The organism is Streptococcus loxodontisalivarius (assembly GCF_016908645.1).
GTDB classification, from domain to species: domain Bacteria; phylum Bacillota; class Bacilli; order Lactobacillales; family Streptococcaceae; genus Streptococcus; species Streptococcus loxodontisalivarius.
In genome coordinates this window covers 16,173-40,470 of the sequence record NZ_JAFBEH010000003.1, presented here as the reverse complement: position 1 = coordinate 40,470, position 24,298 = coordinate 16,173, and the positions used below count along the sequence as shown (strand labels likewise).

15 protein-coding genes are annotated in these 24,298 nt (G+C 40.9%); 14 read left to right on the top strand and 1 reads right to left on the bottom strand.

Annotated features, from left to right (window positions below):
- Positions 1–35: 35 nt before the first annotated feature.
- Both JOC28_RS01410 and JOC28_RS01405 read left to right on the top strand, forming a co-directional pair.
- A complete protein-coding gene (locus JOC28_RS01410) occupies positions 36–443 on the top strand; it encodes a hypothetical protein (protein WP_205008863.1) in 408 nt (135 codons plus the stop codon).
- Between the two features lie 102 nt (positions 444–545).
- Positions 546–884 carry an ATP cone domain-containing protein gene (locus JOC28_RS01405; RefSeq protein ID WP_205008862.1) on the top strand — a complete coding sequence of 113 codons (339 nt, stop codon included), beginning with the start codon at positions 546–548 and terminating at the stop codon, positions 882–884.
- 19 nt (positions 885–903) lie between these two features.
- Here JOC28_RS01405 and JOC28_RS01400 read toward each other — a convergent pair whose 3' ends face one another.
- The gene (locus JOC28_RS01400) at positions 904–2,187 is read right to left on the bottom strand and encodes an aminotransferase-like domain-containing protein (RefSeq protein WP_205008861.1); all 1,284 of its coding nucleotides are present in this window, start codon (positions 2,185–2,187) and stop codon (positions 904–906) included.
- Positions 2,188–2,282: 95 nt separating this feature from the next.
- Here JOC28_RS01400 and JOC28_RS01395 point away from each other — a divergent pair, with 95 nt between their 5' ends.
- The 12 genes from JOC28_RS01395 (at position 2,283) to JOC28_RS01340 (ending at position 24,151) form a co-directional block, all read left to right on the top strand.
- On the top strand, positions 2,283–2,792 hold the full coding sequence (locus JOC28_RS01395) for an ECF transporter S component (RefSeq protein ID WP_205008860.1): 510 nt from the start codon (positions 2,283–2,285) through the stop codon (positions 2,790–2,792).
- A gap of 108 nt (positions 2,793–2,900) precedes the next feature.
- The gene (locus tag JOC28_RS01390) at positions 2,901–4,439 is read left to right on the top strand and encodes an ABC-F family ATP-binding cassette domain-containing protein (RefSeq protein WP_205008859.1); all 1,539 of its coding nucleotides are present in this window, start codon (positions 2,901–2,903) and stop codon (positions 4,437–4,439) included.
- Between the two features lie 26 nt (positions 4,440–4,465).
- Positions 4,466–5,287, top strand: coding sequence for a sugar phosphate isomerase/epimerase family protein (locus JOC28_RS01385; RefSeq protein WP_205008858.1), 822 nt, complete (start codon positions 4,466–4,468; stop codon positions 5,285–5,287).
- Between the two features lie 13 nt (positions 5,288–5,300).
- Positions 5,301–5,966 carry a CPBP family intramembrane glutamic endopeptidase gene (locus JOC28_RS01380; RefSeq protein WP_205008857.1) on the top strand — a complete coding sequence of 222 codons (666 nt, stop codon included), beginning with the start codon at positions 5,301–5,303 and terminating at the stop codon, positions 5,964–5,966.
- A gap of 103 nt (positions 5,967–6,069) precedes the next feature.
- A complete protein-coding gene (gene ylqF, locus JOC28_RS01375) occupies positions 6,070–6,921 on the top strand; it encodes a ribosome biogenesis GTPase YlqF (RefSeq protein WP_205008856.1) in 852 nt (283 codons plus the stop codon).
- A complete protein-coding gene (locus JOC28_RS01370) occupies positions 6,908–7,681 on the top strand; it encodes a ribonuclease HII (protein ID WP_205008855.1) in 774 nt (257 codons plus the stop codon). The genes ylqF and JOC28_RS01370 overlap by 14 nt, the downstream gene beginning before the upstream one ends.
- A gap of 9 nt (positions 7,682–7,690) precedes the next feature.
- Positions 7,691–8,656 (top strand): ROK family protein, encoded by a 966-nt coding sequence (locus JOC28_RS01365; protein ID WP_205008854.1) that lies wholly within the window; start codon positions 7,691–7,693, stop codon positions 8,654–8,656.
- Between the two features lie 42 nt (positions 8,657–8,698).
- Entirely contained in the window at positions 8,699–9,535 is an 837-nt protein-coding gene (gene dprA / locus JOC28_RS01360; RefSeq protein ID WP_205008853.1) for a DNA-processing protein DprA, read from the top strand.
- A 152-nt stretch (positions 9,536–9,687) separates the two neighbouring features.
- Positions 9,688–11,811, top strand: a complete 2,124-nt coding sequence (gene topA / locus JOC28_RS01355; RefSeq protein WP_205008852.1) for a type I DNA topoisomerase — start codon at positions 9,688–9,690, stop codon at positions 11,809–11,811.
- 856 nt (positions 11,812–12,667) lie between these two features.
- The gene (trmFO, locus tag JOC28_RS01350) at positions 12,668–14,002 is read left to right on the top strand and encodes a methylenetetrahydrofolate--tRNA-(uracil(54)-C(5))-methyltransferase (FADH(2)-oxidizing) TrmFO (protein WP_205008851.1); all 1,335 of its coding nucleotides are present in this window, start codon (positions 12,668–12,670) and stop codon (positions 14,000–14,002) included.
- A gap of 393 nt (positions 14,003–14,395) precedes the next feature.
- Entirely contained in the window at positions 14,396–18,934 is a 4,539-nt protein-coding gene (locus tag JOC28_RS01345) for a glycoside hydrolase family 70 protein (RefSeq protein WP_205008850.1), read from the top strand.
- A 300-nt stretch (positions 18,935–19,234) separates the two neighbouring features.
- Positions 19,235–24,151, top strand: a complete 4,917-nt coding sequence (locus tag JOC28_RS01340; protein WP_205008849.1) for a glycoside hydrolase family 70 protein — start codon at positions 19,235–19,237, stop codon at positions 24,149–24,151.
- Positions 24,152–24,298 lie beyond the last annotated feature (147 nt).

The window sequence follows — 24,298 nt, the reverse complement described above, 5'->3', positions numbered from 1 at the left end:
TATGTTATGATGGGAAAAACGAAAGGAGGTCGCTCATGGCTTCAAATTTCCTCGATACCCTCTTTCCCCCTGCAAAGCTGACGCTGATTCTAGCCGATCAATCACATCTAACCCTGACTAGAACCCGAAAAGGGATTATCTATTTGGATAATGATTTTGAAAAAAGCTTTAGCTACGAAGATTGTCAACTTGTCCTGACAGCAGAAGAGAAGCACCGCATTTCCGACGGAGCATTAGCTGGCGCCTTTGCATCAGCACTCATGGATAGAGATATCCTTACAGGAGCAATCATTGGTGATTGGTGGGAAAAACAAAATGATACAAAAGCAAGAAAAGTTCGTATCATTCTCAAAGATAGACAGACTAAGGAAGAACGACAGATTGACCTTCTCCTGACCTATAACAAATATCAGAAGGTTAGACGTTTCTTCCAAAGGCCTTGAAAACCTAGTAAAATCACCCTTTCAACGATTTTTACTTGACAAATCATGAAAACATTTGCATAATGTAAATAAGAATGAAAATCCATGAAAAGAGGCGATATTATGCAAGTTACTAAACGTAGTGGACAAGTCGTAGACTTCAATCCAGATAAGATTTACCAAGCCATCATTAAAGCAGCACAGACAGTTTATGTCATCGACGACACTTGGCGTGATAACCTTGCCAATGTCACTAAAAAAGTGGTGATTGACTTGCAAGATGCACAAGTTGAACGCCCGACAATCAGCATGGTACAGTCATGCGTTGAAAACCGTTTGATGGACGCAGGCTATATCAACATTGCTGAGCACTATATCTCATACCGTTTGCAACGTGACTTGGAACGAAACGGCTACGCCGACAAAATCATCGTTCACCTCCGTTTTGAACAAACAAAATAGCTAGAGAGTTCATCTCTAGCTATTTTTCTATTTGAGGGATAATCTGATCCAGTAAGAGCTTGATATTATTCTCGAATTGGTCGTCAAGATTAAGACGAATATAAGTGAGGATGCTCTGCTTGATGGAAGAGGTAGTGATCTTTTGATAAACCTTCTGTCTGCTGAGTTTTCCTAGGCTGACCTTGGCTGGTAACTGAACTATCAAGTGACGTGGGGTTATCTGATAAGCTAGACTTTCTTGATAGGGCGCCAGCATTTCTTGACAAAGGCTCATCTGTTTAAAAAATGCCTGCTTGAGATGACGCAGATTTTTGTCGAACATACCATTGTCCAGATAGAGAGACATGGCTTTTTGAATGATGAGATTGGTATCGTAGTCTAACAGTTTCTTATAGGAGAGGAAATCAGCCTTAAGCTGGTCAGGTAGGACAATCATCCCCAATCGAAGAGCAGGGAAAAGGGCAGTAGAAAAGGATTTGAGGTAGATGACACGCTCATGAGTATCGTAGTAGTGAAGCGGTGCCTCCTTGTCCTTGGTGAAATCTCCCATATAGTCATCCTCTATAATATAGACATCGTACTTTTCGGCCAACTCCAGTAAGCGCTCCTTATCTTTCTGACTGTATGTCAAGCCGAGAGGGTTGGAGTAGCGAGAGATGGTATAGAAGAACTTGATAGACTTTTGACTAAAGAGGCGTTCCAAGTCTGCAAAATCCAAACCTGAAAACTGACGCTCAATGATCTCAAAGGCTAGTTGCTGCTCTCTTACCAAACTATTCATCCTTGAATAAGTCGGCTGTTCCAAGAGAATAGTCGATTTTTGATTGGGAAAGGTCATCTGACTGAGGATATAGAGGGCCTGTTGGGTTCCTGATGTCACAACAATATTTTCCTGCTTGGTATAGACATAGCTGTCTGCCAGATAGGTCTTTAGTGACTTACGAAGTTCCAAGAGTCCCTCTTGGTGCTGGTATTGATTGAAGAGGTAGAGTTCACGACCTACTAGGCTTTCATTCATACAGAGGAGAAAGTCGTCATAAGCTAGGTTGTTATAGTCAGAAATACTGAGCTCCACTGGCTCAATCTGCTCTGCCTTATTTTCCAAAACATAGTAACCACTTTTGGGAATGGCATAGATGTCCTTGAGGTAGGTCAACTCGGTCAGAGCCTTCTGAACCGTGTCCTTGCTGCAATGATAGGTCTGGCTGAGCTGCCGAATAGAAGGAATCTTGTCTCCCTTTTTAAGCTGACCAGTCTCAATGCTAGCCTGGATGTCCTTAATAATCTTTTGATAAATTGCCATAAACTGTCCCCATACAGATTGATAATAAGTCTATTGTACAATAAACAGAATTTTCTTACAATAGAACTATCTTTTAAACAGTGGAGGTAATCCTTATGACAACTAGACGTTTGAGCATTTCAGCAATCTTTATGGCTCTGGTAATTATCCTGAGCGCTAGCATTTTTTCTATTCCAGTCCCTGGTGGCCATTTTTACTTTAACACGATCCTTATCTTCTTGGTTGCTATGATTTTTCCAGCCACAGAAGCAGTCATTATTGCTGGCGTAGGCTCATTCTTTGGCGATTTCTTTTTCTACCCAGCACCCATGTTCGTCACACTTATTACACACAGCCTTCAAGTTTTAGTCATCGCTCTGCTATTGAAAAATAAGGAGCTTCGCCCTGATCTCAACCGATTAAAGGTAGTCTCTATACTCGCCCTGGGTGCAGTCATTGACTTGATTGGTTACTTTCTTGGCAGATCCTTTGTCTATGCGACTCCTGAATATGCCTTACTAAAGCTACCATTTGATAGCCTTGGGGTTCTTTTGGGAATAGCTGGCGCTTATCTTTTATATTTTCACACTGGTTTTCTTAAAGAGTTCAAAAAGGTTTGGAAATAAGTCTTAGCTTCTGCTATAAATTGACAAACAGCCCATATTTTGCCATAATTAAAGACAGAGAAAAAGCCGTCAGAACGGCTTTTTTAACTGTAAATAAAGGAAATAATCATGTCAATTTTAGAAGTTAAGAATCTCAGTCACGGTTTTGGAGATCGTGCTATTTTTGAAAATGTCTCTTTCCGCCTTCTTAAGGGTGAGCATATCGGGCTTGTCGGTGCCAACGGTGAAGGAAAATCAACCTTCATGTCTATCGTCACAGGTAGCTTGCAACCTGATGAAGGTAAGGTGGAATGGTCACGCTATGTCTCTGTTGGTTACTTGGACCAGCACGCCGTTCTTGAAAAAGGGATGACTGTTCGTGATGTTCTTCGTACTGCCTTTGATGAGCTTTTTAAGACAGAAAGCCGTATCAATGATATTTACATGTCAATGGCAGAAGAAGGTGCTGATGTTGATGCCCTTATGGAAGAAGTTGGTGAATTGCAAGACCGCTTGGAATCTCGTGATTTCTATACACTTGATGCCAAGATTGACGAAGTTGCACGTGCCCTTGGTGTTATGGATTTCGGTATGAACTCAGATGTGACTGAGCTTTCTGGTGGTCAACGTACAAAGATTTTGCTGGCTAAGCTCTTGCTTGAAAAACCAGACATTCTTCTCCTAGACGAGCCGACCAACTACTTGGATGCGGAGCATATTGCTTGGCTTAAACGCTACTTGCAAGAGTACGAAAACGCCTTTGTCCTTATCTCCCACGACATTCCTTTCCTCAATGATGTTATCAATATCGTCTACCACGTGGAAAACCTGGACTTGGTGCGCTATGCCGGTGACTACGATAACTTCCAGTCGGTTTATGCTATGAAAAAAGCACAGCTGGAAGCAGCTTACGAGCGCCAGCAGAAAGAAATTGCTGACTTGCAGGACTTTGTTAACCGCAACAAGGCGCGTGTTGCCACTCGAAATATGGCTATGTCTCGTCAGAAGAAATTGGATAAGATGGATATTATCGAACTCCAAGCTGAAAAACCAAAACCAGAATTCCACTTCAAGGAATCACGTACACCGGGACGCTTTATCTTCCAAACACAAGATTTGGTTATCGGTTATGACCGTCCATTGACAAAAGCACCGCTTAATTTGACCCTAGAACGTAACCAGAAAATCGCTATCGTTGGTGCCAATGGTATCGGTAAGTCAACCCTACTTAAGAGTCTTCTCGGTGTTATCAAACCACTTGAAGGTCAAGTTGAAACTGGTGACTTCCTTGAAATCGGCTACTTTGAACAAGAAGCTGAAGGCTCTCGTCAGACACCGCTTGAAGCAGTATGGGATGCCTTTCCAGCACTTAACCAAGCCGAAGTCCGTGCAGCACTTGCCAAATGTGGCTTGACCTCAAAACACATCGAAAGCCAAATACAAGTCCTCTCAGGTGGTGAGCAGTCTAAGGTTCGTTTCTGTTTACTCATGAACCGTGAAAACAATGTCTTGGTACTAGACGAGCCGACTAACCACCTTGACGTCGATGCCAAAGATGAACTCCGCCGTGCTCTCCAAGCCTACAAGGGAACTATTCTCATGGTCTGCCACGAGCCTGAATTTTATGAAGGTTGGACAGAAGTTTGGGACTTCAACGAGCTCGTCTAATTTCCCAACTACTAGAAAGAGAAGACATGATTCCAATTCGTTTAGGACTCAAGGCCAGTTCAGATCCCAAGCAAGTAGAGAGTCGTCTAAGATACCATCCACAAGTCTTTGAATTCCATACTGACCAAGAAGACTTCAGCACAGAAGGTCTTAAAAGACTAGAAGAAGCAATCATAGAGGTTAGGAATGCTGGTGTAGAGACCATCATTCTCCATCATCCCATGAAGTACAAGGAGCGTTTCTGCGAGCTGTTAGCCCATTCTAGTAACAATTCTGAGCTGGTCAACTTCATTGATTCATCAATCCAGGACCTTCTAACCTTGGCAAAAAAATATGATGCCAAGGTTCTGGTGCACGGTTCCTATGAAATGCGCGAGCCTGACCTCTTAACTCCCTTTGATGACAAGCTTCAAGCTCAAAATTATCTGCTTGATCGACTGCTCAGCCTTTACCAAAAATATCCCGACCACTTGATCTTCGAAAACGGCATCTGGTCGCTCTTTGCCTTTGGGCATGAAGATTTTGATAAAAAGCTAGCGCAGACTAAGTTACCTTTGGCCTACGACATATCTCATGCCTTTATCGAGCTAGAGGGCGATATGGCTGCGCTTTTGACATCACTGGACAATCTAAAAGACAATATCCAGCATTATCACTTGGTTGATTCAATGGGAAGAAGCCACGACAGCCTGACCCTTGGACAAGGAAAAGTTGATTGGGCGGCTGTCCTTCCCCACCTCAACCCCAATGCAAGCTACATCTATGAAATCAACCTAGCTGACATGACAAATCCCGCAGAACAACTCGCTAGCCATGAGTATTTGGTGGGAATAAATAGAAAGAAATAGTTTAGGAGAGGAAATGAGATTTTTGAAATTAAGTGCCTTGATAGTGGTAACGATCTTATTGAGTTTGGTGATACAAATGCCAACTTATCTGGGAATCACTCTTTTTGATGAGAACCTTGTTCTTAAACTAACAGTTGGACTGCTAGCCTTCTTGGTGACATTAACAGGTCTATTATTACTTAGAGCAAAGAGCTTTCCTAACATTCCTATTAAAGAAAAGCTATCTTTAAAACTTGTTTTCGGATGGACGCTATTAACCGTCTTGTTGATTATTGGGATAAAATCGATAATGCAGTTTTTCGGGGTTCATTTGACCTCTGCTAATAATGATGACCTAATACAACAATTACGTTCGCACAATATGTTGTTTATGATGGTGAACCTTCATCTTCTAGGTCCAATTCTTGAAGAGATTGTTTTTAGAGGGCTTCTCTTAGAGGGACTTCTTAGGCTTTATCCAAAGAAACAATACACGGCAATATTTCTCTCAGCCTTTCTTTTTGCTTTTGCTCATACCTATACCCTATCTCTGAGTCTGCTGGATTATTTTATCTTCGGCTTCCTCTACAGTAGCTTGTATTATCAATCTAGACATTTACGAAACAGTGTGTTAGCTCATATTTTAACGAATTCACTAATTACTCTACTATCGATAATAGCAGGGCTACTGTTGCAATGACAGATTTTATTAACCATGCGGCTTTGCTTAATAATTGTCCAGTAAACATGAATTTAACTAAGGCAAGGCTTCAAACTCTTACTACGAAAGGAATTATAAATACATGGCAACTATTCAATGGTTTCCTGGCCATATGTCCAAGGCACGTCGTCAGGTTCAGGAAAATATTAAACACGTCGATTTTGTGACGATTCTGGTGGATGCTCGTCTGCCCCTCTCTAGTCAGAACCCTATGCTGACAAAGATTGTAGGCGACAAGCCCAAACTCCTCATCCTAAACAAAGCTGATTTGGCTGATAGCAATCGTACAAAGGAATGGCGCAAGCATTTTGAAAGCCAAGGGATCAAAACGCTTGCTATCAACTCTAAGGAGCAAGCAACGGTCAAACTGGTCACAGATGCCGCCAAGGATCTGATGAAGGATAAGCTTGCGAAACTGCGTGAGCGTGGTATTCAAAAAGAAACTCTTCGTACTATGATTATCGGTATTCCAAATGCTGGTAAATCAACCCTTATGAACCGTCTAGCTGGTAAGAAAATTGCCGTTGTTGGGAATAAACCAGGGGTTACTAAGGGGCAGCAGTGGCTTAAATCTAACAAAGATTTGGAAATTTTGGACACACCAGGGATTCTCTGGCCTAAATTTGAAGACCAGTTGGTTGGCTTGAAACTGGCTTTGACTGGTGCTATCAAGGACCAGCTTCTGCCAATGGACGAAGTTACCATTTTTGGACTCAACTACTTCAAGACCTACTATCCAGATCGCTTGCTTGAGCGTTTCAAGGGCATTGACTTAGAGGAAGAAGCGCCTGAAATCATTATGGAGATGACACGAAAACTTGGCTTCCGTGATGATTACGACCGTTTTTATCAGCTCTTCGTCAAAGAGGTTCGTGATGGCAAACTTGGCCGCTATACCCTTGATATCGTCGGAGAAGAAGATGGCAACGATTAAGGAAGTCAAGGAAGCCTTGCAGCAGCTGACAGATTTGTCTGATCCAGGCTGGGAGGATTTTATCAATGATAGCAGGGCAGGTGTCCAAACAGCAATCAAACAGCGTCGCAAAGCTATTCAAGCAGCTATTGACGAGGACGAGCGTTTGGAACAAATGCTGCGCTACGAAAAGGCTGCCTATCAAAAAGGCTATCAAGCCATCGCAGGTATTGACGAAGTCGGCAGAGGCCCCTTAGCTGGTCCAGTAGTAGCAGCCTGTGTCGTTCTGCCAAAAAATTGTAAAATCCAAGGACTCAATGACTCTAAGAAAATCCCTAAGAAGAAGCATGAGGAGATTTATGAGGCAGTCATGGCGCGTGCGCTAGGAGTCGGAATCGGTATCAAGGACAATCAAGTCATTGACCAAGTCAATATTTATGAAGCTACCAAGTTAGCCATGATGGAAGCAATTGCCAATCTAGAAGGTCAGGTTAAACAGCCAGATTATCTACTGATTGATGCCATGAAACTAGACCTTCCCATTGAACAGGAGTCTATCATCAAAGGCGATGCCAATTCGCTTTCGATAGCGGCAGCTTCAATCGTCGCAAAGGTAACCAGAGATCGCATGATGGCTGACTACGACAAAACTTACCCTGGCTATGCCTTTTCACAAAATGCTGGCTACGGAACCAAGGATCACCTGGCTGGTCTCGATAACTATGGGATAACACCCATCCACCGCAGAACATTTGAGCCAATCAAGTCAATGAAAGAGTAGGAGAAGGATATGGCAAGGTTTTTGACCATTGATATCGGTGGCACCTTTATCAAGTCGGCTCTGATTGATGAGCAGTTTAAACTGGAGATGCTGGAAAAACGTCCGACACCCAAGACCAATCTCGATGACTTTCAAGCTAGTCTAGATGATTTGGTAGCTTCAGTCAGAGACGAAATCGCTGGTATCTCCATTTCCTGCCCAGGTCAAATCAATGATAAGACGGGATTCATCCATTCAGGTGGTTTAATTTCTTACTTGAAATTATATCCCCTCGGACAGAATCTAGCTCAGAAGCACCAGATTCCTGTTACTGTCATCAACGATGCCAATGCAGCAGGACTTGCTGAAGGGCGACTGGGTAATCTGCTTGATGTCGACTACGGAGCGGTTTTGGTCCTAGGGACAGGTGTGGGGCTCGCTCTCATCTCCAAAGGACAGCTTTTTTCTTTGAGAAATGCAGAGCTGATTCCCCTTCTTCAACGGTTTCAAACGAGGGATAAGGCACAGAACAATCAAGAGCAGGCAGAGCAGCGACAAATTGGTAATCAATTTTTCCAAGCAAGCCTTCAGAGTCTCTTTGAAAATTCTGGCTCTGCGGTTAATTTCATCAATCAAGCTAGTCAAGTCTTGAACTTAGAAGAAGCAGATGGACGACTGGTCTTTGAGCAATTAGAAACTGGACACAATCCTGATTTGAATCAGCTTTTCCAAGATTATTGCAGACAAATCGCCCTGCATATCATCAATCTAAAAGGACTTTTTGACTTTGACCGTATCTTGATTGGTGGGGGCATCAGCCAGCAGGAGCTCTTGATCGAAGAAATCAAGAGACAATATGACCTCCTCTGTCAGGAACAAAAACTCCTTAGAGATAAGGAAGAGTTCAAGATTTTGTCCTGTCATTTTCATAACCAAGCCAACTTAATCGGCGCATTCTGCCATTTCCAAGATATGAAAGCAAGCATTGAATCTTAGTATTCAGTGCTTTTTTCGAATTATCCTAGTGGAGGTAGTTTTATGAACAATTTTGAACTCTATAAATTAAAGAAAGCTGGTCTTTCCAATCTCAATATCAACAACATTCTCAACTATCAGCAACAGGTTGGAAAATCGCTGTCGCTTCGTGATATGGCAGTCGTTTCCAAATGTAAAAATCCGCTTGTTTTCATGGAGCATTACAAGCAACTTGATACAAAGGCAATCCGTGAGGAATTCAATCGTTTTCCAACTCTATCCATCTTGGACAAGGAATACCCTCTAGCTCTCAAGTCTATCTACAATCCCCCAACCCTTCTTTTCTATCAGGGAAATCTGGACCTCTTAGACAAGCCCAAGTTAGCAGTCGTCGGTTCCCGCAAATCTAGTCAGACAGGCACCAAATCTGTTCAGAAAATCATCAAGGAACTAGGTAATCAGTTCGTCATCGTCTCTGGTCTCGCTCGTGGCATCGATACGGCTGCTCATGTTTCTGCATTGAAAAATGGCGGAGCTACCATTGCCATTATTGGTACTGGTTTGGATGTCACTTATCCTAAAGAAAACAAGGCACTCCAAGACTATATTTCAAAAAATCATCTCATTCTGACCGAGTATGGACCTGGTGAACAGCCCTTAAAATTTCATTTTCCTGAACGTAATCGTATCATCGCTGGACTGGCGCAAGGTGTTATCGTTGCTGAAGCCAAGATGCGCTCAGGCAGTCTTATTACCTGCGAACGTGCTCTAGAAGAAGGACGAGATGTCTTTGCTATCCCTGGTAATATTTTGGATGGTTTATCAGATGGATGTCATCACCTGATTCAAGAGGGTGCGAAGTGCATCACGACAGGCTTTGACGTCCTAAATGAATACTAGAAAATTATCAACTTCTCCTATAGAAAAAAGTTTTTTATTGACAGTTTAAGGAAAGTGGGTTATTATGCTATAGGTTTGCAGTTACTGCAAGGAAAGCTCTGCTATTTTCAAGAGAAAAACAGAGCCTAATGTAAAGTATAGGAAGTAAACGTATGGCAACAGCAAAAACAAGTAAAACGTCTAAAAAAACGACGACAAAGAAGAAATCGACGACTGCTAAGAAAAACTTGGTAATCGTGGAATCACCTGCCAAGGCTAAAACCATCGAAAAATATCTTGGGCGTAACTACAAGGTTGTCGCCTCAGTCGGTCACATCCGTGATTTGAAAAAATCGAGTATGTCAATCGACTTTGAGAACAATTATGAGCCTCAGTATATCAATATCCGTGGTAAAGGTCCGCTTATCAATGATTTGAAAAAAGAGGCTAAAAAAGCCAAGCAAGTCTTTCTGGCAAGTGACCCGGACCGTGAAGGAGAAGCTATTTCATGGCATTTGTCACATATCTTAGGGCTCAGTCTTGAAGATAAGAACCGTGTTGTTTTTAACGAGATTACCAAGGATGCTGTCAAAAATGCCTTTGTTGAGCCACGCCAAATTGATATGGATCTGGTAGATTCGCAACAAGCCCGTCGCGTTCTTGACCGTATCGTTGGTTACTCAATCTCGCCGCTACTTTGGAAAAAAGTTAAGAAGGGGCTATCTGCTGGTCGCGTTCAATCCGTTGCACTTAAACTGATTATCGACCGTGAAAATGAAATTAAAGCCTTTAAACCAGAAGAGTACTGGACTATTGATGGTGCCTTTAAAAAGGGAACGAAGAAGTTCCAGGCTGCCTTTTACGGACTTGACGGTAAGAAGGTTAAACTCAGTAACAATGACGATGTCAAAGAAGTACTGGCTCGTATCAAAGATGACCTCTTCAATGTCGATAAGGTTGAAAAGAAAGAGCGTCGTCGCAATGCACCGCTTCCATATACGACTTCATCATTGCAACAGGATGCAGCTAATAAAATCAATTTCCGAACTCGTAAGACCATGATGGTTGCCCAGCAACTCTATGAAGGGATCAACATTGGTTCTGGTCAGCAAGGTTTGATTACCTATATGCGTACAGACTCAACACGTATCAGTCCAATCGCACAAGGACAGGCTGCTGATTTCATCACAGAACGTTTCGGAAGTCAATATTCAAAACATGGTAACAGAGTGCGTAACGCAAGTGGTGCCCAAGATGCCCACGAAGCTATCCGTCCTTCCAATGTCTTCCAAACTCCAGAATCGATTGCCAAATACTTGGATAAAGACCAGCTCAAACTCTACACTCTTATTTGGAATCGTTTTGTTGCTAGTCAGATGACTGCTGCAGTCTTTGATACCATGAAGGTCAACCTCTCACAAAATGGTGTGATTTTCGTTGCCAATGGTAGTCAGGTCAAATTTGATGGTTACATGGCTGTCTACAATGACTCAGATAAGAATAAGATGCTTCCTGAGATGGAAGAAGGCGATACCGTTAAGAAGGTCCTAACAAGCCCCGAACAACACTTCACACAGCCACCAGCTCGTTATTCAGAGGCAACTCTTATCAAGACCTTGGAAGAAAATGGTGTTGGACGCCCATCAACCTATGCACCGACACTTGATGTTATTCAGCGCCGCTATTATGTTAAATTAGCAGCTAAGCGCTTTGAACCAACAGAGCTTGGTGAGATTGTCAATAGCTTGATTGTTGAATTCTTCCCTGATATCGTCGATGTCAAATTCACGGCTGAAATGGAAGGTAAGCTAGACCAAGTTGAAATTGGTAAAGAGCAGTGGCAGAAGGTTATCGACGAGTTCTATAAACCATTTGAAACAGAGTTGGAAAAAGCAGAGACTGAGATTGAAAAAATCCAGATTAAGGATGAGCCAGCTGGCTTTGACTGTGATGTCTGTGGTCATCCAATGGTTATCAAGCTCGGTCGCTATGGGAAATTCTACGCATGTAGCAACTTCCCAGACTGTCATAACACGAAACCTATCACCAAAGAAATCGGTGTTGTCTGTCCAACATGTGGTGAGGGGCAGGTCATCGAACGTAAAACAAAACGAAACCGAATCTTCTACGGATGCAGTCGCTATCCAGATTGCGAATTCACCTCATGGGGTATTCCTGTTGGACGAAACTGTCCTAAATCAGGCGACTACCTCGTTGAGAAGAAAATCCGTGGTGGTGGCAAACAAGTCGTATGTAGCAATGAAGAATGTGACTACAAAGAAGAAAAAGTCAAATAAACTAAATAGCGTTTCAAACGCTGTTCAGAATGTGGATAAACCTAACTTTCAACGGAACTGGATACAAAAGCTCTGCTTATTTAAAATAAATTTTCCGATTTCATGCGAGCGTTAGCGAGCCTCAAAAGATACTTCCGCCGTGATGAAAGTGTAAGAAATGTCTATTTTAAAGCATTTCTTACACTCGGAATATTTGAGAGTGAAACAGTCCAGCGGACTGTTTCAGGTCTGAGCTTTGAAACTTGAAGGCGAAGAGGCTCAAATGGAATTCCACTGATTCCTGAAATCATCCACTGGATAATTTCACCTACCGTCCGAAATCACATAAGGAAGTATCAAGAAAAAGACTTTGTCTTCAACCAGAACAGCGTTTGAAACGCTGTTTTTCTATATAAGAAATGAAACTTGTAAAAATGTGAATTTTTCTTGTTTCTTCCAAAAAAGATATGAAAAACGAATGAAATCAACTTTCCTATAAGTTTTCATTCTTAAAATAGGCAAAGAGTAGTTTTGCAATCACTTTTCTAAGAAAATACCACTATAAATAGTAAATTTACTGGATTAGAGTTAATTTTACTTTGAAAATGTGAAATGGAAGCATGAAAACGCTTGTAAATATGAGAAAGTTATCATTTTTGTCATTTAAGATTCATTTGTAATCTTCTCTTTTATGCAATTTTAAAATTATTCTAAATAGTTATTTATTTTAGGGAATTACTCTAGAAAAATAGTTTTTTAAGTCGATTTTTGGTAGAATGGTAGTTGCATTGCTTTTTATAAAGCAGTCTTATTTTATTATTTAGAAAGATTTGTGGGTCTGGTTGTCTATCAACTCACTCCCAAAGAGGTATTAGTTTTGTCTCAATCTTATATCAATGTTATCGGTGCTGGTCTTGCCGGCTCTGAAGCTGCCTATCAAATCGCTAAACGCGGTATTCCAGTCAAACTCTATGAAATGCGTGGTGTCAAGGCGACTCCACAGCATAAAACAGCTAATTTCGCTGAACTGGTCTGCTCAAATTCTTTCCGTGGCGACAGCTTGACCAATGCGGTCGGTCTCTTGAAAGAAGAGATGCGTCAGCTTGATTCTATCATCATGCGTAATGGAGAAGCCCACCGTGTTCCAGCTGGTGGTGCCATGGCTGTTGACCGTGAAGGTTACGCAGAAGCAGTTACTGCAGAGCTTGAAAACAACCCACTTATCGAGGTTATCCGTGGTGAAATCACTGAGATTCCAGATGATGCTATCACAGTCATTGCGACTGGACCGCTAACTTCAGATGCCCTTGCTGAAAAGATCCACAAACTCAATGGTGGTGATGGTTTCTATTTCTATGATGCGGCAGCACCAATCATTGATAAATCAACGATTGACATGACTAAGGTTTATCTCAAATCTCGTTATGATAAAGGCGAAGCTGCTTACCTAAACTGTCCTATGACAAAAGAAGAATTCATGGCTTTCCACGAAGCCTTGACAACAGCAGAAGAAGCTCCGCTTAATTCCTTTGAAAAAGAAAAATACTTCGAAGGTTGTATGCCAATCGAAGTGATGGCAAAACGTGGTATCAAAACCATGCTCTACGGACCAATGAAACCAGTTGGTTTGGAGTATCCAGATGACTATGAAGGGCCACGTGATGGCGACTTCAAGACACCTTATGCCGTTGTTCAGCTTCGTCAGGACAATGCTGCTGGTAGTCTATACAACATCGTTGGTTTCCAAACACACCTCAAATGGGGTGAGCAAAAACGTGTTTTCCAAATGATTCCAGGCCTTGAAAATGCAGAATTCGTCCGTTACGGCGTTATGCACCGCAATTCCTATATGGATTCACCAAATCTCTTGACACAGACCTTCCAATCACGCGCCAACAAGAACCTCTTCTTTGCTGGGCAAATGACTGGTGTTGAGGGTTATGTTGAATCAGCAGCCTCAGGACTTGTTGCAGGTATCAATGCTGCCCGTCTCTTCAAAGGTGAAGAAGAAGTGGTATTCCCCCACACAACAGCTATCGGAAGCCTGCCTTACTATGTCACACATGCTGAAAGTAAACATTTCCAACCAATGAACGTTAACTTCGGTATCATTAAAGAACTAGAAGGACCACGTATCCGTGATAAAAAGCTTCGCTATGAAGCCATTGCTGATCGTGCCCTTAAAGACCTTCAAAATTACCTAACCGTTTAATAACTAGAACATAAAAAAAACAATTGAGAAAATGAACTCAATTGTTTTTTCTTTGCTCTTAAATAGCTTTATCCTTAAAAGTAAACTTTGGTCAAACATTATTTCAGAATGATGACAATATTTCAAAGATTTTGACATAAGCCTTTTCATATATGCATAAAAATTGGAAATATACGTTTTTTGGAAGCGAATCCATCTCTCTTTCATTAGTAAACTTCTTTATAATCCGAAAGATTAAATTGTGTAAAAACTCATGAATACACTGATATAAAGGGATTTTCGGCTATTTTAACAGATTTTATTCATGAGAATATCATTAAGAAGTGCCTTAAGTTGATTTTTAAGCAAAAGTTAAGCTATAATATTTTTAACATTTTATGAGGGAGAAACAAAATGGAAATCAAAATGCGATATAAGATGCGTAAAGTGAAGAAAAAATGGGTAACCATCGCTTTAACATCTGTTGCTGGATTTGCACTTGTCGGTGGTCTTACATCAACTGTACAAGCAGAAGATGTGACAACTGAAACAAGTAGTCAAGTCACGACGTCTAGTGAGTCGAGTACTAGTGAAACTAGTCTAGCTTCTGAGACAAGCCAAGCTACAAGTCAAGCTGAGCTTAACCAGGAAGTTAGCCTCACAAGTGAAGAAACAAGTACAACTGCAGTTGATACTAGTAGCCAAGAGGAAGAGCTTGAGACTACTACAGAAACAGCAGTAGCTGCAATTGCACCTTCAATCGCTTATGCGACAACGGAAGAGTCTACTACAAATACGACAATCGTTGATCCTACGACTGAAGAAATCAATTCAGCTCTTAGTAGCCAAGCTAATATCAAATTAGTTGACGGAAAATACTACTATTATGATGAATCAGGTAATATCATCAAGAATATTACTATTACTGTGAACGGCGTGTCACTCTACTTTGATGCAGAAACAGGTGCCTACACAGATACAACTTACAGTTATAGCGACTATAACCAAGCCTACGACAATACTGCAGAGAGCTTTGAAACTGTCGATAACTACCTAACAGCTGATAGCTGGTATCGTCCAAAATACATTCTACAAAATGGTACAACTTGGACTGCAAGTACAGAGAATGACTTCCGTCCAATTCTTATGTCATGGTGGCCAGACACTGCAACTCAAGTTAACTATGTTAACTACATGAACAAAGAACTCGGTATCAGTGGAAGTGTAACAACAAGTTCAACAAGCCAAGCTCTCACAACTGCTACACAAGCTATTCAAGCTAAAATTGAGCAAAAAATCACTGCGCAAGCAAGCACTGAATGGTTGCGTGAAACGATGAAATCCTTCGTTGCGACTCAGTCTCAATGGAATCAAAGTTCTGAATACCGTACAACTGAGCACTTGCAAGGTGGTGCCTTTGAATATGTTAATAGTGATAAGACGCCATGGGCGAATTCTGATTATCGTTTGATCAGCCGCACACCAACTAACCAAACAGGTACTCGTAAATACTTTACCGATAATTCAATCGGTGGTTCAGAATATCTCTTGGCTAACGACGTTGATAACTCAAATCCAATCGTTCAAGCAGAGCAACTTAACCAACTTTACTACTTGATGAACTTCGGTAGCATCTTTGCAAATGATCCAGATGCTAACTTTGACGGTGTCCGTATTGACGCAGTAGATAATGTTGATGCTGACCTTCTTCAAATCGCAGCTGATCTCTACCAAGCAATGTACGGAACTGATGAAAGCGATGCTAAAAACAATGAGCACCTTTCAATCCTAGAAGCTTGGAGTCACAACGACCCACAATACACTAAAGACAATGGTGGTGAGCACCTCAATATGGATGACAGTTTCCGTATTTCCTTGCTCAATACCTTGACTCGTTCATCACGCTATTCTTTGAGTTACTTGATTAAGAGTGAACTTGTTGATCGTTCTAATAACAGTACTTACAACACTTCACAAGCCAATTACTCATTCGTTCGTGCCCACGATAGTGAAGTACAAACAATCATCGCAAAAATCATCTCTTCTGAAATCAATTCAGCAACAGATGGTTACACATTTACTCTTGATGAGCTTTCAAAAGCATTTGAAATTTACAATGCTGATATGAATAGCGCTTCAAAAAAATATACTCACTACAATATTCCAGCTGCCTACGCTCTGCTATTGTCAAATAAAGACACTGTTCCACGTGTTTATTATGGTGACCTCTACACAGATAACGGCCAGTTCATGGAAACTAAATCACCTTACTACAATGCTATCGATACCTTGCTTCAAGCCCGTATCCGTTACGCATCAGGTGGTCAAAGCATGAAAGTGACTAATGTCGCTTCGACAACATACAATAAAACTTATGAAGTGTTGACATCAGTTCGTTACGGACAAGACATCATGTCTTCAACTGATACAACAGGTACAGCCTTGTCTAAGACATCTGGTATGGTTACAATCATTGCAAATGATCCAAACATCCAAATGTCATCACGTACATCACTCCAAGTTAATGTTGGTAAAGTGCATGCTGGACAAGCATACCGTCCACTTTTGTTGTCTACAAGTACTGGTATTGCCACATACTTGAACGATAGCGATACGAAGACTGTTAAGTATGTTGATTCAAACGGTAACTTGACATTCACGTCAGCAGATATTAAAGGTTACTCTACTGCACAAGTATCTGGTTATCTAGCAGTTTGGGTTCCAGTTGGTGCAAGTGCTGATCAAGATATCCGTGTCGAAGCAAGTACTACTAAGATAAACGACGGTCAACAGTACCATTCAAATACTGCGCTTGACTCACATCTTATCTTTGAAGGATTCTCAAACTTCCAAGACTTTGTTAAAACTGATGATCAATACACAAACAAAGTGATTGCACAAAATGTCGATCAATACGTTAAATGGGGTATTACAGACTTCGAAATGGCTCCTCAATATGTATCATCAACAGACGGAACTTTCCTTGACTCAATCATCCAAAATGGTTATGCCTTCACAGACCGTTACGACCTTGGCATTAGCCAAAATAACAAATACGGTTCTGCACAAGACTTGGTTGGTGCCTTGAAAGCTCTCCACTCGGTTGGTATCAAGGTCCTCGTTGACTGGGTTCCAGACCAAATCTATTCATTGCCAGGTGAAGAAGCAGTAGCTGTTAAACGTGTTAATATCTACGGAGACTATCTATCAGCTTCTGGTATCAATGGTCAGGTTTACGTAGCTAATACTAAATCAAGCGGTAGCGATCTTCAATCTGTCTACGGTGGTGCCTTCCTTGATGAACTTCAAGCTAAGTACCCAGAAATCTTCAATGTTAAACAGATTTCAACTGGTAAAACTATCGATCCATCAACTAAGATCACTCAATGGTCAGCTAAATACTTCAATGGTACCAATATTCTTGGTCGTGGTATTGGCTATGTCCTAAGTGATGCTGCAGGTTACCTCAACCTAACAGCAGGAAGTATCAATCTTCCAACAGCTCTATTTAGCAGCGGAACAATTTCAGGTTTCAGCTACGATGGAAAAGGTTACACTTACAAACTAGCATCTGGTAAAACTGCAAGTAATCAATTCATCACTGTTTCAGGTGATTCATATTACTTTGACGGACAAGGCCACATGGTTACTGGTTTAACAACTATCAACGGTACTGTTTATTACTTCTTACCTAACGGTAAACAGCTTAAAAACGGTGTCTATACAGATGAAAATGGCAATGCTTACTACTTTGATGAGAATGGTAAGCAAGTTACTGGAACTGGTTACAAACAAATCGGTAACAGCTGGCGCTACTTTAACAATGGCATCATGGCTACAGGCTTGACTAACGTCAACGGAGACATCCAGTACTTCACAGCAGAAGGTAAGCAAGTCAAAGGTGACTTCGCAACAGATGCTTCAGGTCAAAAACGCTATTACGATGCTGATTCAGGTAACCAAGTAAGCAACAAGTTCGTCATGGATACAGCAGGTAACTGGTATTATGTTGATGCTCAAGGTAATATTTTGACAGGTCTTCAAACAATTAACGGGCAAAAACTTTACTTCGACAACACTGGTAAACAAGTTAAAGGCCAAGTTGTTACTATTGATGGTAGTCAGTATTACTTTGATGCTGATTCAGGTGAAATGGCAATCAGCCGCTTCGCTCCTGATAGTAACGGTAATTGGTATTACTTCGGTACTGACGGTAAAGCAGTCACTGGTCTTCAAACTATCAACGGTCAAAAACTTTACTTCGACAACACTGGTAAACAAGTCAAAGGTCAATTGATCACAGATGCATCAGGTAACATCCGTTACTTCGATAAAGACTCAGGTGAGATGCTTGTTAGCCAAACACTTAAAATCGGAAATACAAACTATAATTTTGATGCCAACGGTGCAGGTACCGCACAACTTGTTCGTGATGGCTTCGTAACAGAAGATGGTAGTCTTTACTACTATGTTAACAAAGCAGCCGTTAAGAACAAATATGTCCAAAACACTGAAACTGGCAAATGGTTCTATTTCGGATCTGACGGCAAAGCTGTAACAGGCTTCCAAACTATCAATGGTGTTAAACAATACTTCTACGCCGATGGTAGCCAAGCTAAAAATGAGTTTGTCACAATCAACGGAAGCGTTTATTACTTCGATAATAATTGGGCTCAAATGGCAACTAGCCAATACATCCAAAACACAAGTACTGGTAAATGGTACTATTTCGGATCTGATGGTAAAGCCGTAATAGGTCTCCAAACTATCAATAATATCCGCCAATATTTCTATGCAGATGGTACACAGGCCAAAGGCGAACTCGTTACAATCAATGGTAAACTTTATTACTTTGAAGCTAGCTGGGGTCAAATGGTTCGTAACACCTACATCAATATCAACGGCCACCGCCTCCGTATTGATTACAATGGTGTTGCTACCTACATCTATTAAAAGATTATTGTAAAATACAGGTCAGATTGCTTCTCATTTCTTAAAGAAGTTTTCGACCACAAGTAGTAAGCAGAGAGATTCAATATTTGCAAGAGAAAAGTCCTTGTAAATATGCAACCATCATTGTTTTCAAAAAATTTCTGAATGCTTTCAAATAGCTTTCTAGAAAAGTTTTCAGTCATATCAAGGGATTTCACGAGAGAGAAACATTATAAGAAAATTAGTTTTTGAAATTACTTGATTTTTGGACAATGAAAGAGTTATAATAATGCGAAACGTTTATTTAGAGAGGGATTAAAAATGGAGAATAAGATTCATTTTAAAATGCGTAAAGTCAAGAAAAGATGGGTAACTGTTGCCGTAACAACAGCTGCTGTCCTTTCTTCAGGTTTCATTGGTTCAGCTGCATCAGCTGACGAACAAGTTAGCCCAGCTACTGAACCAACAACGACTTCAACAACTACAGAAGTTGCTGAAAGTTCAACACAAACTAGCGAAGCTAGCACAACAACAACTACTGAGGCAACTGTCTCAGAAACAAGCCAAGCGGCTACATCAGAATCAACGACTTCAGAAGCTAGCACAACTGTTGCCTCTGAAGCTTCAGATACAACAGCAGCAGAAGTAGCAACTACAACAGCTGCTGAAGAAACTACTGCAACAACTGTTGCAACAGAAGAGACTGCTACAGTTACTGATACTGCATCAGCAATCGCAAGTCTTTCAAACGTTAAACTTGTTGACGGTTCATATTACTACTATGATGAACTTGGTCAAGTTGTTAAGAACTTGACTGTTACAGTTAACGGTATCACATTGCACTTTGATGCAACAACTGGTGCCCTTGTAGATGATTCTGCAAGCAGCATTAAACTTTCAGATAGCACTAACAAAACTGCTTTCACTGAAAATAACCGTGCCTACGATGCGACTACAAACAGCTTTGAAGTTATCGATAACTACTTGACTGCTGAAAGCTGGTACCGTCCAACAGCAATCCTTGAAAATGGTACAACTTGGGTTGAATCTACTTCAAGCGATTTCCGTCCAATCTTGATGGCATGGTGGCCTGATACAACAACTCAAGCTAACTATGTTAACTACATGAACAAAGAACTTGGTATTTCAGATTCTGAAACTTACACTGCTGAATCTGAAACTGCTAGCCTTACAGCAGCAGTACAAGCTATCCAAGTTAAAATCGAGCAAGAAATTACTGCACGCCAAAATACTGAATGGTTGCGTAATGTTATCAGCTCATTTGTAACTACTCAAGATCAATGGAATATCACTTCAGAAATTAAGAATAAAGACCACTTGCAAGGTGGAGCACTTCTTTATGTTAATAATGATAATACAGCATGGGCTAACTCAGCATACCGCTTGCTTAACCGTACGGTAGCTAACCAAACTGGTACAATCAATCCAGCCGTTCTTGATAAAGCATCAGATCCAACTGATATCAGTGGTTACGATTTCTTGCTTGCTAACGACGTTGATACTTCAAACCCAGTCGTTCAAGCTGAGCAACTTAACCAACTTTACTACCTCATGAACTGGGGTACAATCGTTAAAGGCGATGACGATGCTAACTTTGACGGTATCCGTGTTGATGCGGTAGATAACGTCGATGCTGACATGCTTCAACTTTACACTAAATTCCTTGAAGAAGTTTACGGTGTAAACGAAAGTGAAGCAAACGCTCTTGCACACATTTCAATCCTTGAAGCATGGGGTTACAATGATAACCACTATAACGCTCAAAACAATGGTGCAGCGCTAGCAATGGAAAACAAAACACGTCTTGCATTGCTCTACTCATTGACTAAACCAAAATCAGAACGTACTGTTGCTGTAAGCCCAATCTACAACAATACTTTCAACGAAACAAACGAAGAAATCAAAACTGAACAAATCAACTCTGATGGTTCAGTTGCAAAAGACGCTAATGGTAATACTCTTTACTCAACAGTTGGTAAATTGAACACTGAATACGGTGATGTTGATCCAACTTACGTCTTCATTCGTGCCCACGATAACCAAGTTCAAGATTACATCGCTAAAATTATCCAAGAAAACATTAACCCTGAAACAGATGGTTACACATTTACTTTGGATGAACTAGAACAAGCCTTCAAGATCTATAACGAAGACATGAACAGTGTTGAGAAGAAATACACTCTTTACAACATTCCTGCAGCTTATGCAATCATGCTTTCAAATATGGAATCAATCACTCGTGTTTACTATGGTGACCTTTATACAGATAACGGTCAGTACATGGAAACTAAATCTCCATACTACGATGCAATTACAACGCTTCTTACAAACCGTTACAAATACGTTTCTGGTGGACAAGCAATGCGTAGTAACTGGCTAGCTGGTGATTCATCAATCGCAGCATACGCAGCAGCAGATCCATCTGACCTATACGCTTCAACTGAAGTTCTTACATCAGTTCGTTACGGTAAAGACATCATGACTGCTGACGATACTGAAGGTTCAGAATACAGCCGTACTTCAGGTATGGTGACAATCGTTTCAAACAACCCTAAATTGTCACTTCATGAATCAGCAAGTCTTCGTGTTGAAATGGGTCAAATCCACGCTAACCAAGCATACCGTCCTTTGATTCTTGGTACTGCAGATGGTATTAAAACATTTGCAAGCGATGAAGAAGCAGCATCATACATCAAATACACTGATGAAAATGGTATCTTGACATTCGGTTCAAATGATATCCACGGTTACGAAACTGTTGATATGAATGGTTTTGTTGCTGTTTGGGTTCCAGTTGGTGCTTCAGATACTCAAGATATCCGTGTAGCAGCTTCAACTGAAGAAAAAGCAGAAGGAAGCCAAACAAACATCACTTCTGAAGCTTACGATTCACAATTGATCTACGAAGGATTCTCAAACTTCCAAGATTTCGTTAAAGATGATTCACAATATACAAACAAAATCATCGCTCAAAACGTTGAACTCTTTAAATCATGGGGTGTAACATCATTCGAATTGGCTCCTCAATTTGTATCAGCTACAGATGGTACATTCTTGGATTCAATCATCCAAAATGGTTATGCCTTCTCAGACCGTTACGACTTGGCGATGAGTAAGAACAACAAGTACGGTTCATCAGATGACCTTGCTAATGCTCTTAAAGCTCTTCACTCTGTTGGTATCCAAGTTATCGCTGACTGGGTTCCAGACCAAATCTATCAATTGCCAGGTGAAGAAGTCGTTACAGCTACTCGTGTAAACAGCTACGGTGTTACAACTCCAGGCGCTGAGATTAACAACACTCGTTATGTTGCTAACTCTAAATCATCAGGAACTGACTACCAAGCTCAATACGGTGGTGAATTCCTTGCTATGTTGCAAGAGAAATACCCAGCAATCTTCGAAGAAGTCATGGTTTCAACCGGTGAAACTATCGATGCTAGCGAATTGATCAAAGTATGGTCAGCTAAATACTTCAACGGTACAAACATCCTTGGACGTGGTGCTGGTTATGTTCTTAGCGATGGTACAGGTGAGTACTTCTCAACACTTACTGACAAAACTTACCTTCCAGATCAATTGACTGGTCAATCAAGCCAAATCGGATTTAGCTATGATGGAACAGGCTATAAATACACTACTTTGAGTGGAGCAGCAGCACACAACTCATTCATCAAAGAAGATGGTGAACTTTACTACTTCGATGGTAATGGTTACATGGTAACAGGTCTTCAAACAATTGATGGTACCGTTTACTACTTTGCTGAAAACGGTAAAGCGCTCCGCGATGGTGTCTACACTGATGAAGAAGGTAATGCATACTACTTCGATAAGAATGGTAAACAATACACTACATCAGGTTACAGCCTCTTTGAAGACAAATGGCGTTACTTCTCAAATGGTGTAATGGCAACAGGTCTTACAACTATCGACGGTAACGTTCAATACTTCACTGCAGAAGGTTACCAAGTTAAAGGTGAAGCAGTAACTGATAAAGATGGCGTTACTCGTTACTTCGATGAAGAATCAGGAAACCTTGTAACAAGTCGCTTTGCTACTGATTCAGAAGGTAACTGGTACTACCTCAATGAAGAAGGAGTTGCTGTGACTGGATTCCAAACAATCAACGGTCAACACCTATACTTCAACGAAGATGGTACTCAAATCAAAAAAGGTACTGCTACAATCAATGGTAAATACTATTATTTCGACGTTGATTCAGGTGAAATCTATATCAATCGTTTTGGTGAAGACGAAAATCATAACTGGTTCTACTTTGGTGCCGATGGGGCAGCTGTAACTGGTCTTCAAACAATTGATACTTTCCTTCTTTACTTCAATGAAGACGGTTCTCAAGTTAAAGGTCAATTCGTTACTGTTGATGGCGCTACTTACTACTTCCAAGCAGATTCAGGTGCAGCACTTAAGAGCTCATTTGCTTCTGATAGCGAAGGTAACTGGTATTACTTCGGTGCTGATGGTAAAGCTGTAACTGGTCTTCAAATTATCGGTGGTCAACACCTATACTTCAACGAAGATGGTACTCAAGTTAAAGGTCAATTCGTAACAATCGATGGATCAACTTATTACTTCTATGCTGATTCAGGTGAAATGGCTGTTAACACAACAATTACTGATGCTGATGGTAACAACTATGTCTTCAACGCATACGGTGTTGGGTCACTTGTAAGAAGTGGTTTTGTAACTCTTAACGGTGCAACTTACTACTATAGCAATGGCAGTGCTGTAACAAGCCGTTTCATTCAAAATACTGAAACTGGTAACTGGTACTACTTCGGTGCTGATGGTAAAGCTGTAACTGGTACTCAAGTTATCAACGGTGTGACTCTCTTCTTCTACGAAGATGGTACTCAAGCTAAAAATGAATTTGTAACAGACAGTAATGGTCAAGTTCGTTACTACGATGCTAACTGGGGTCAACTTGTAAGAAACCGTTACATCCAAAACACTGAAACTGGTAAATGGTACTACTTTAACAGTACAGGAGTAGCAGTAACTGGTTACCAAACAATCAACAACGTTAAACAATATTTCCACGCTGACGGAACTCAAGCTAAAGACGAATTTATCGTCGAAAGCGATGGAACTCTCCGTTACTTCGATGGTGGATGGGGACGTATGGCTACTAACACAACAAAGACTTATAACGGTCAACGCGTTTACTTCAACGCATACGGTGTTGGTGTTATCCGCTAATCCTTAATACAAAAAGAGGCGATGGCCTCTTTTTTATTTACTCTGAATATCATGATTTGTATGCAAATACTAGCCTATTTGTAAGGGAATTTGAGCTAAACAATTAAGTCTCGGTATTTTAATACTAACTTGAACTTAGACTAATTT

What these genes read in the sequence shown, in the direction of transcription:
- JOC28_RS01410 (WP_205008863.1), top strand. Translation starts at nt 36, where the DNA reads ATGGCTTCAAATTTCCTCGATACCCTCTTTCCCCCTGCAAAGCTGACG.
- JOC28_RS01405 (WP_205008862.1), top strand. Translation starts at nt 546, where the DNA reads ATGCAAGTTACTAAACGTAGTGGACAAGTCGTAGACTTCAATCCAGAT.
- JOC28_RS01400 (WP_205008861.1), bottom strand. Translation starts at nt 2,187, where the DNA reads ATGGCAATTTATCAAAAGATTATTAAGGACATCCAGGCTAGCATTGAG.
- JOC28_RS01395 (WP_205008860.1), top strand. Translation starts at nt 2,283, where the DNA reads ATGACAACTAGACGTTTGAGCATTTCAGCAATCTTTATGGCTCTGGTA.
- JOC28_RS01390 (WP_205008859.1), top strand. Translation starts at nt 2,901, where the DNA reads ATGTCAATTTTAGAAGTTAAGAATCTCAGTCACGGTTTTGGAGATCGT.
- JOC28_RS01385 (WP_205008858.1), top strand. Translation starts at nt 4,466, where the DNA reads ATGATTCCAATTCGTTTAGGACTCAAGGCCAGTTCAGATCCCAAGCAA.
- JOC28_RS01380 (WP_205008857.1), top strand. Translation starts at nt 5,301, where the DNA reads ATGAGATTTTTGAAATTAAGTGCCTTGATAGTGGTAACGATCTTATTG.
- ylqF (WP_205008856.1), top strand. Translation starts at nt 6,070, where the DNA reads ATGGCAACTATTCAATGGTTTCCTGGCCATATGTCCAAGGCACGTCGT.
- JOC28_RS01370 (WP_205008855.1), top strand. Translation starts at nt 6,908, where the DNA reads ATGGCAACGATTAAGGAAGTCAAGGAAGCCTTGCAGCAGCTGACAGAT.
- JOC28_RS01365 (WP_205008854.1), top strand. Translation starts at nt 7,691, where the DNA reads ATGGCAAGGTTTTTGACCATTGATATCGGTGGCACCTTTATCAAGTCG.
- dprA (WP_205008853.1), top strand. Translation starts at nt 8,699, where the DNA reads ATGAACAATTTTGAACTCTATAAATTAAAGAAAGCTGGTCTTTCCAAT.
- topA (WP_205008852.1), top strand. Translation starts at nt 9,688, where the DNA reads ATGGCAACAGCAAAAACAAGTAAAACGTCTAAAAAAACGACGACAAAG.
- JOC28_RS01345 (WP_205008850.1), top strand. Translation starts at nt 14,396, where the DNA reads ATGGAAATCAAAATGCGATATAAGATGCGTAAAGTGAAGAAAAAATGG.
- JOC28_RS01340 (WP_205008849.1), top strand. Translation starts at nt 19,235, where the DNA reads ATGGAGAATAAGATTCATTTTAAAATGCGTAAAGTCAAGAAAAGATGG.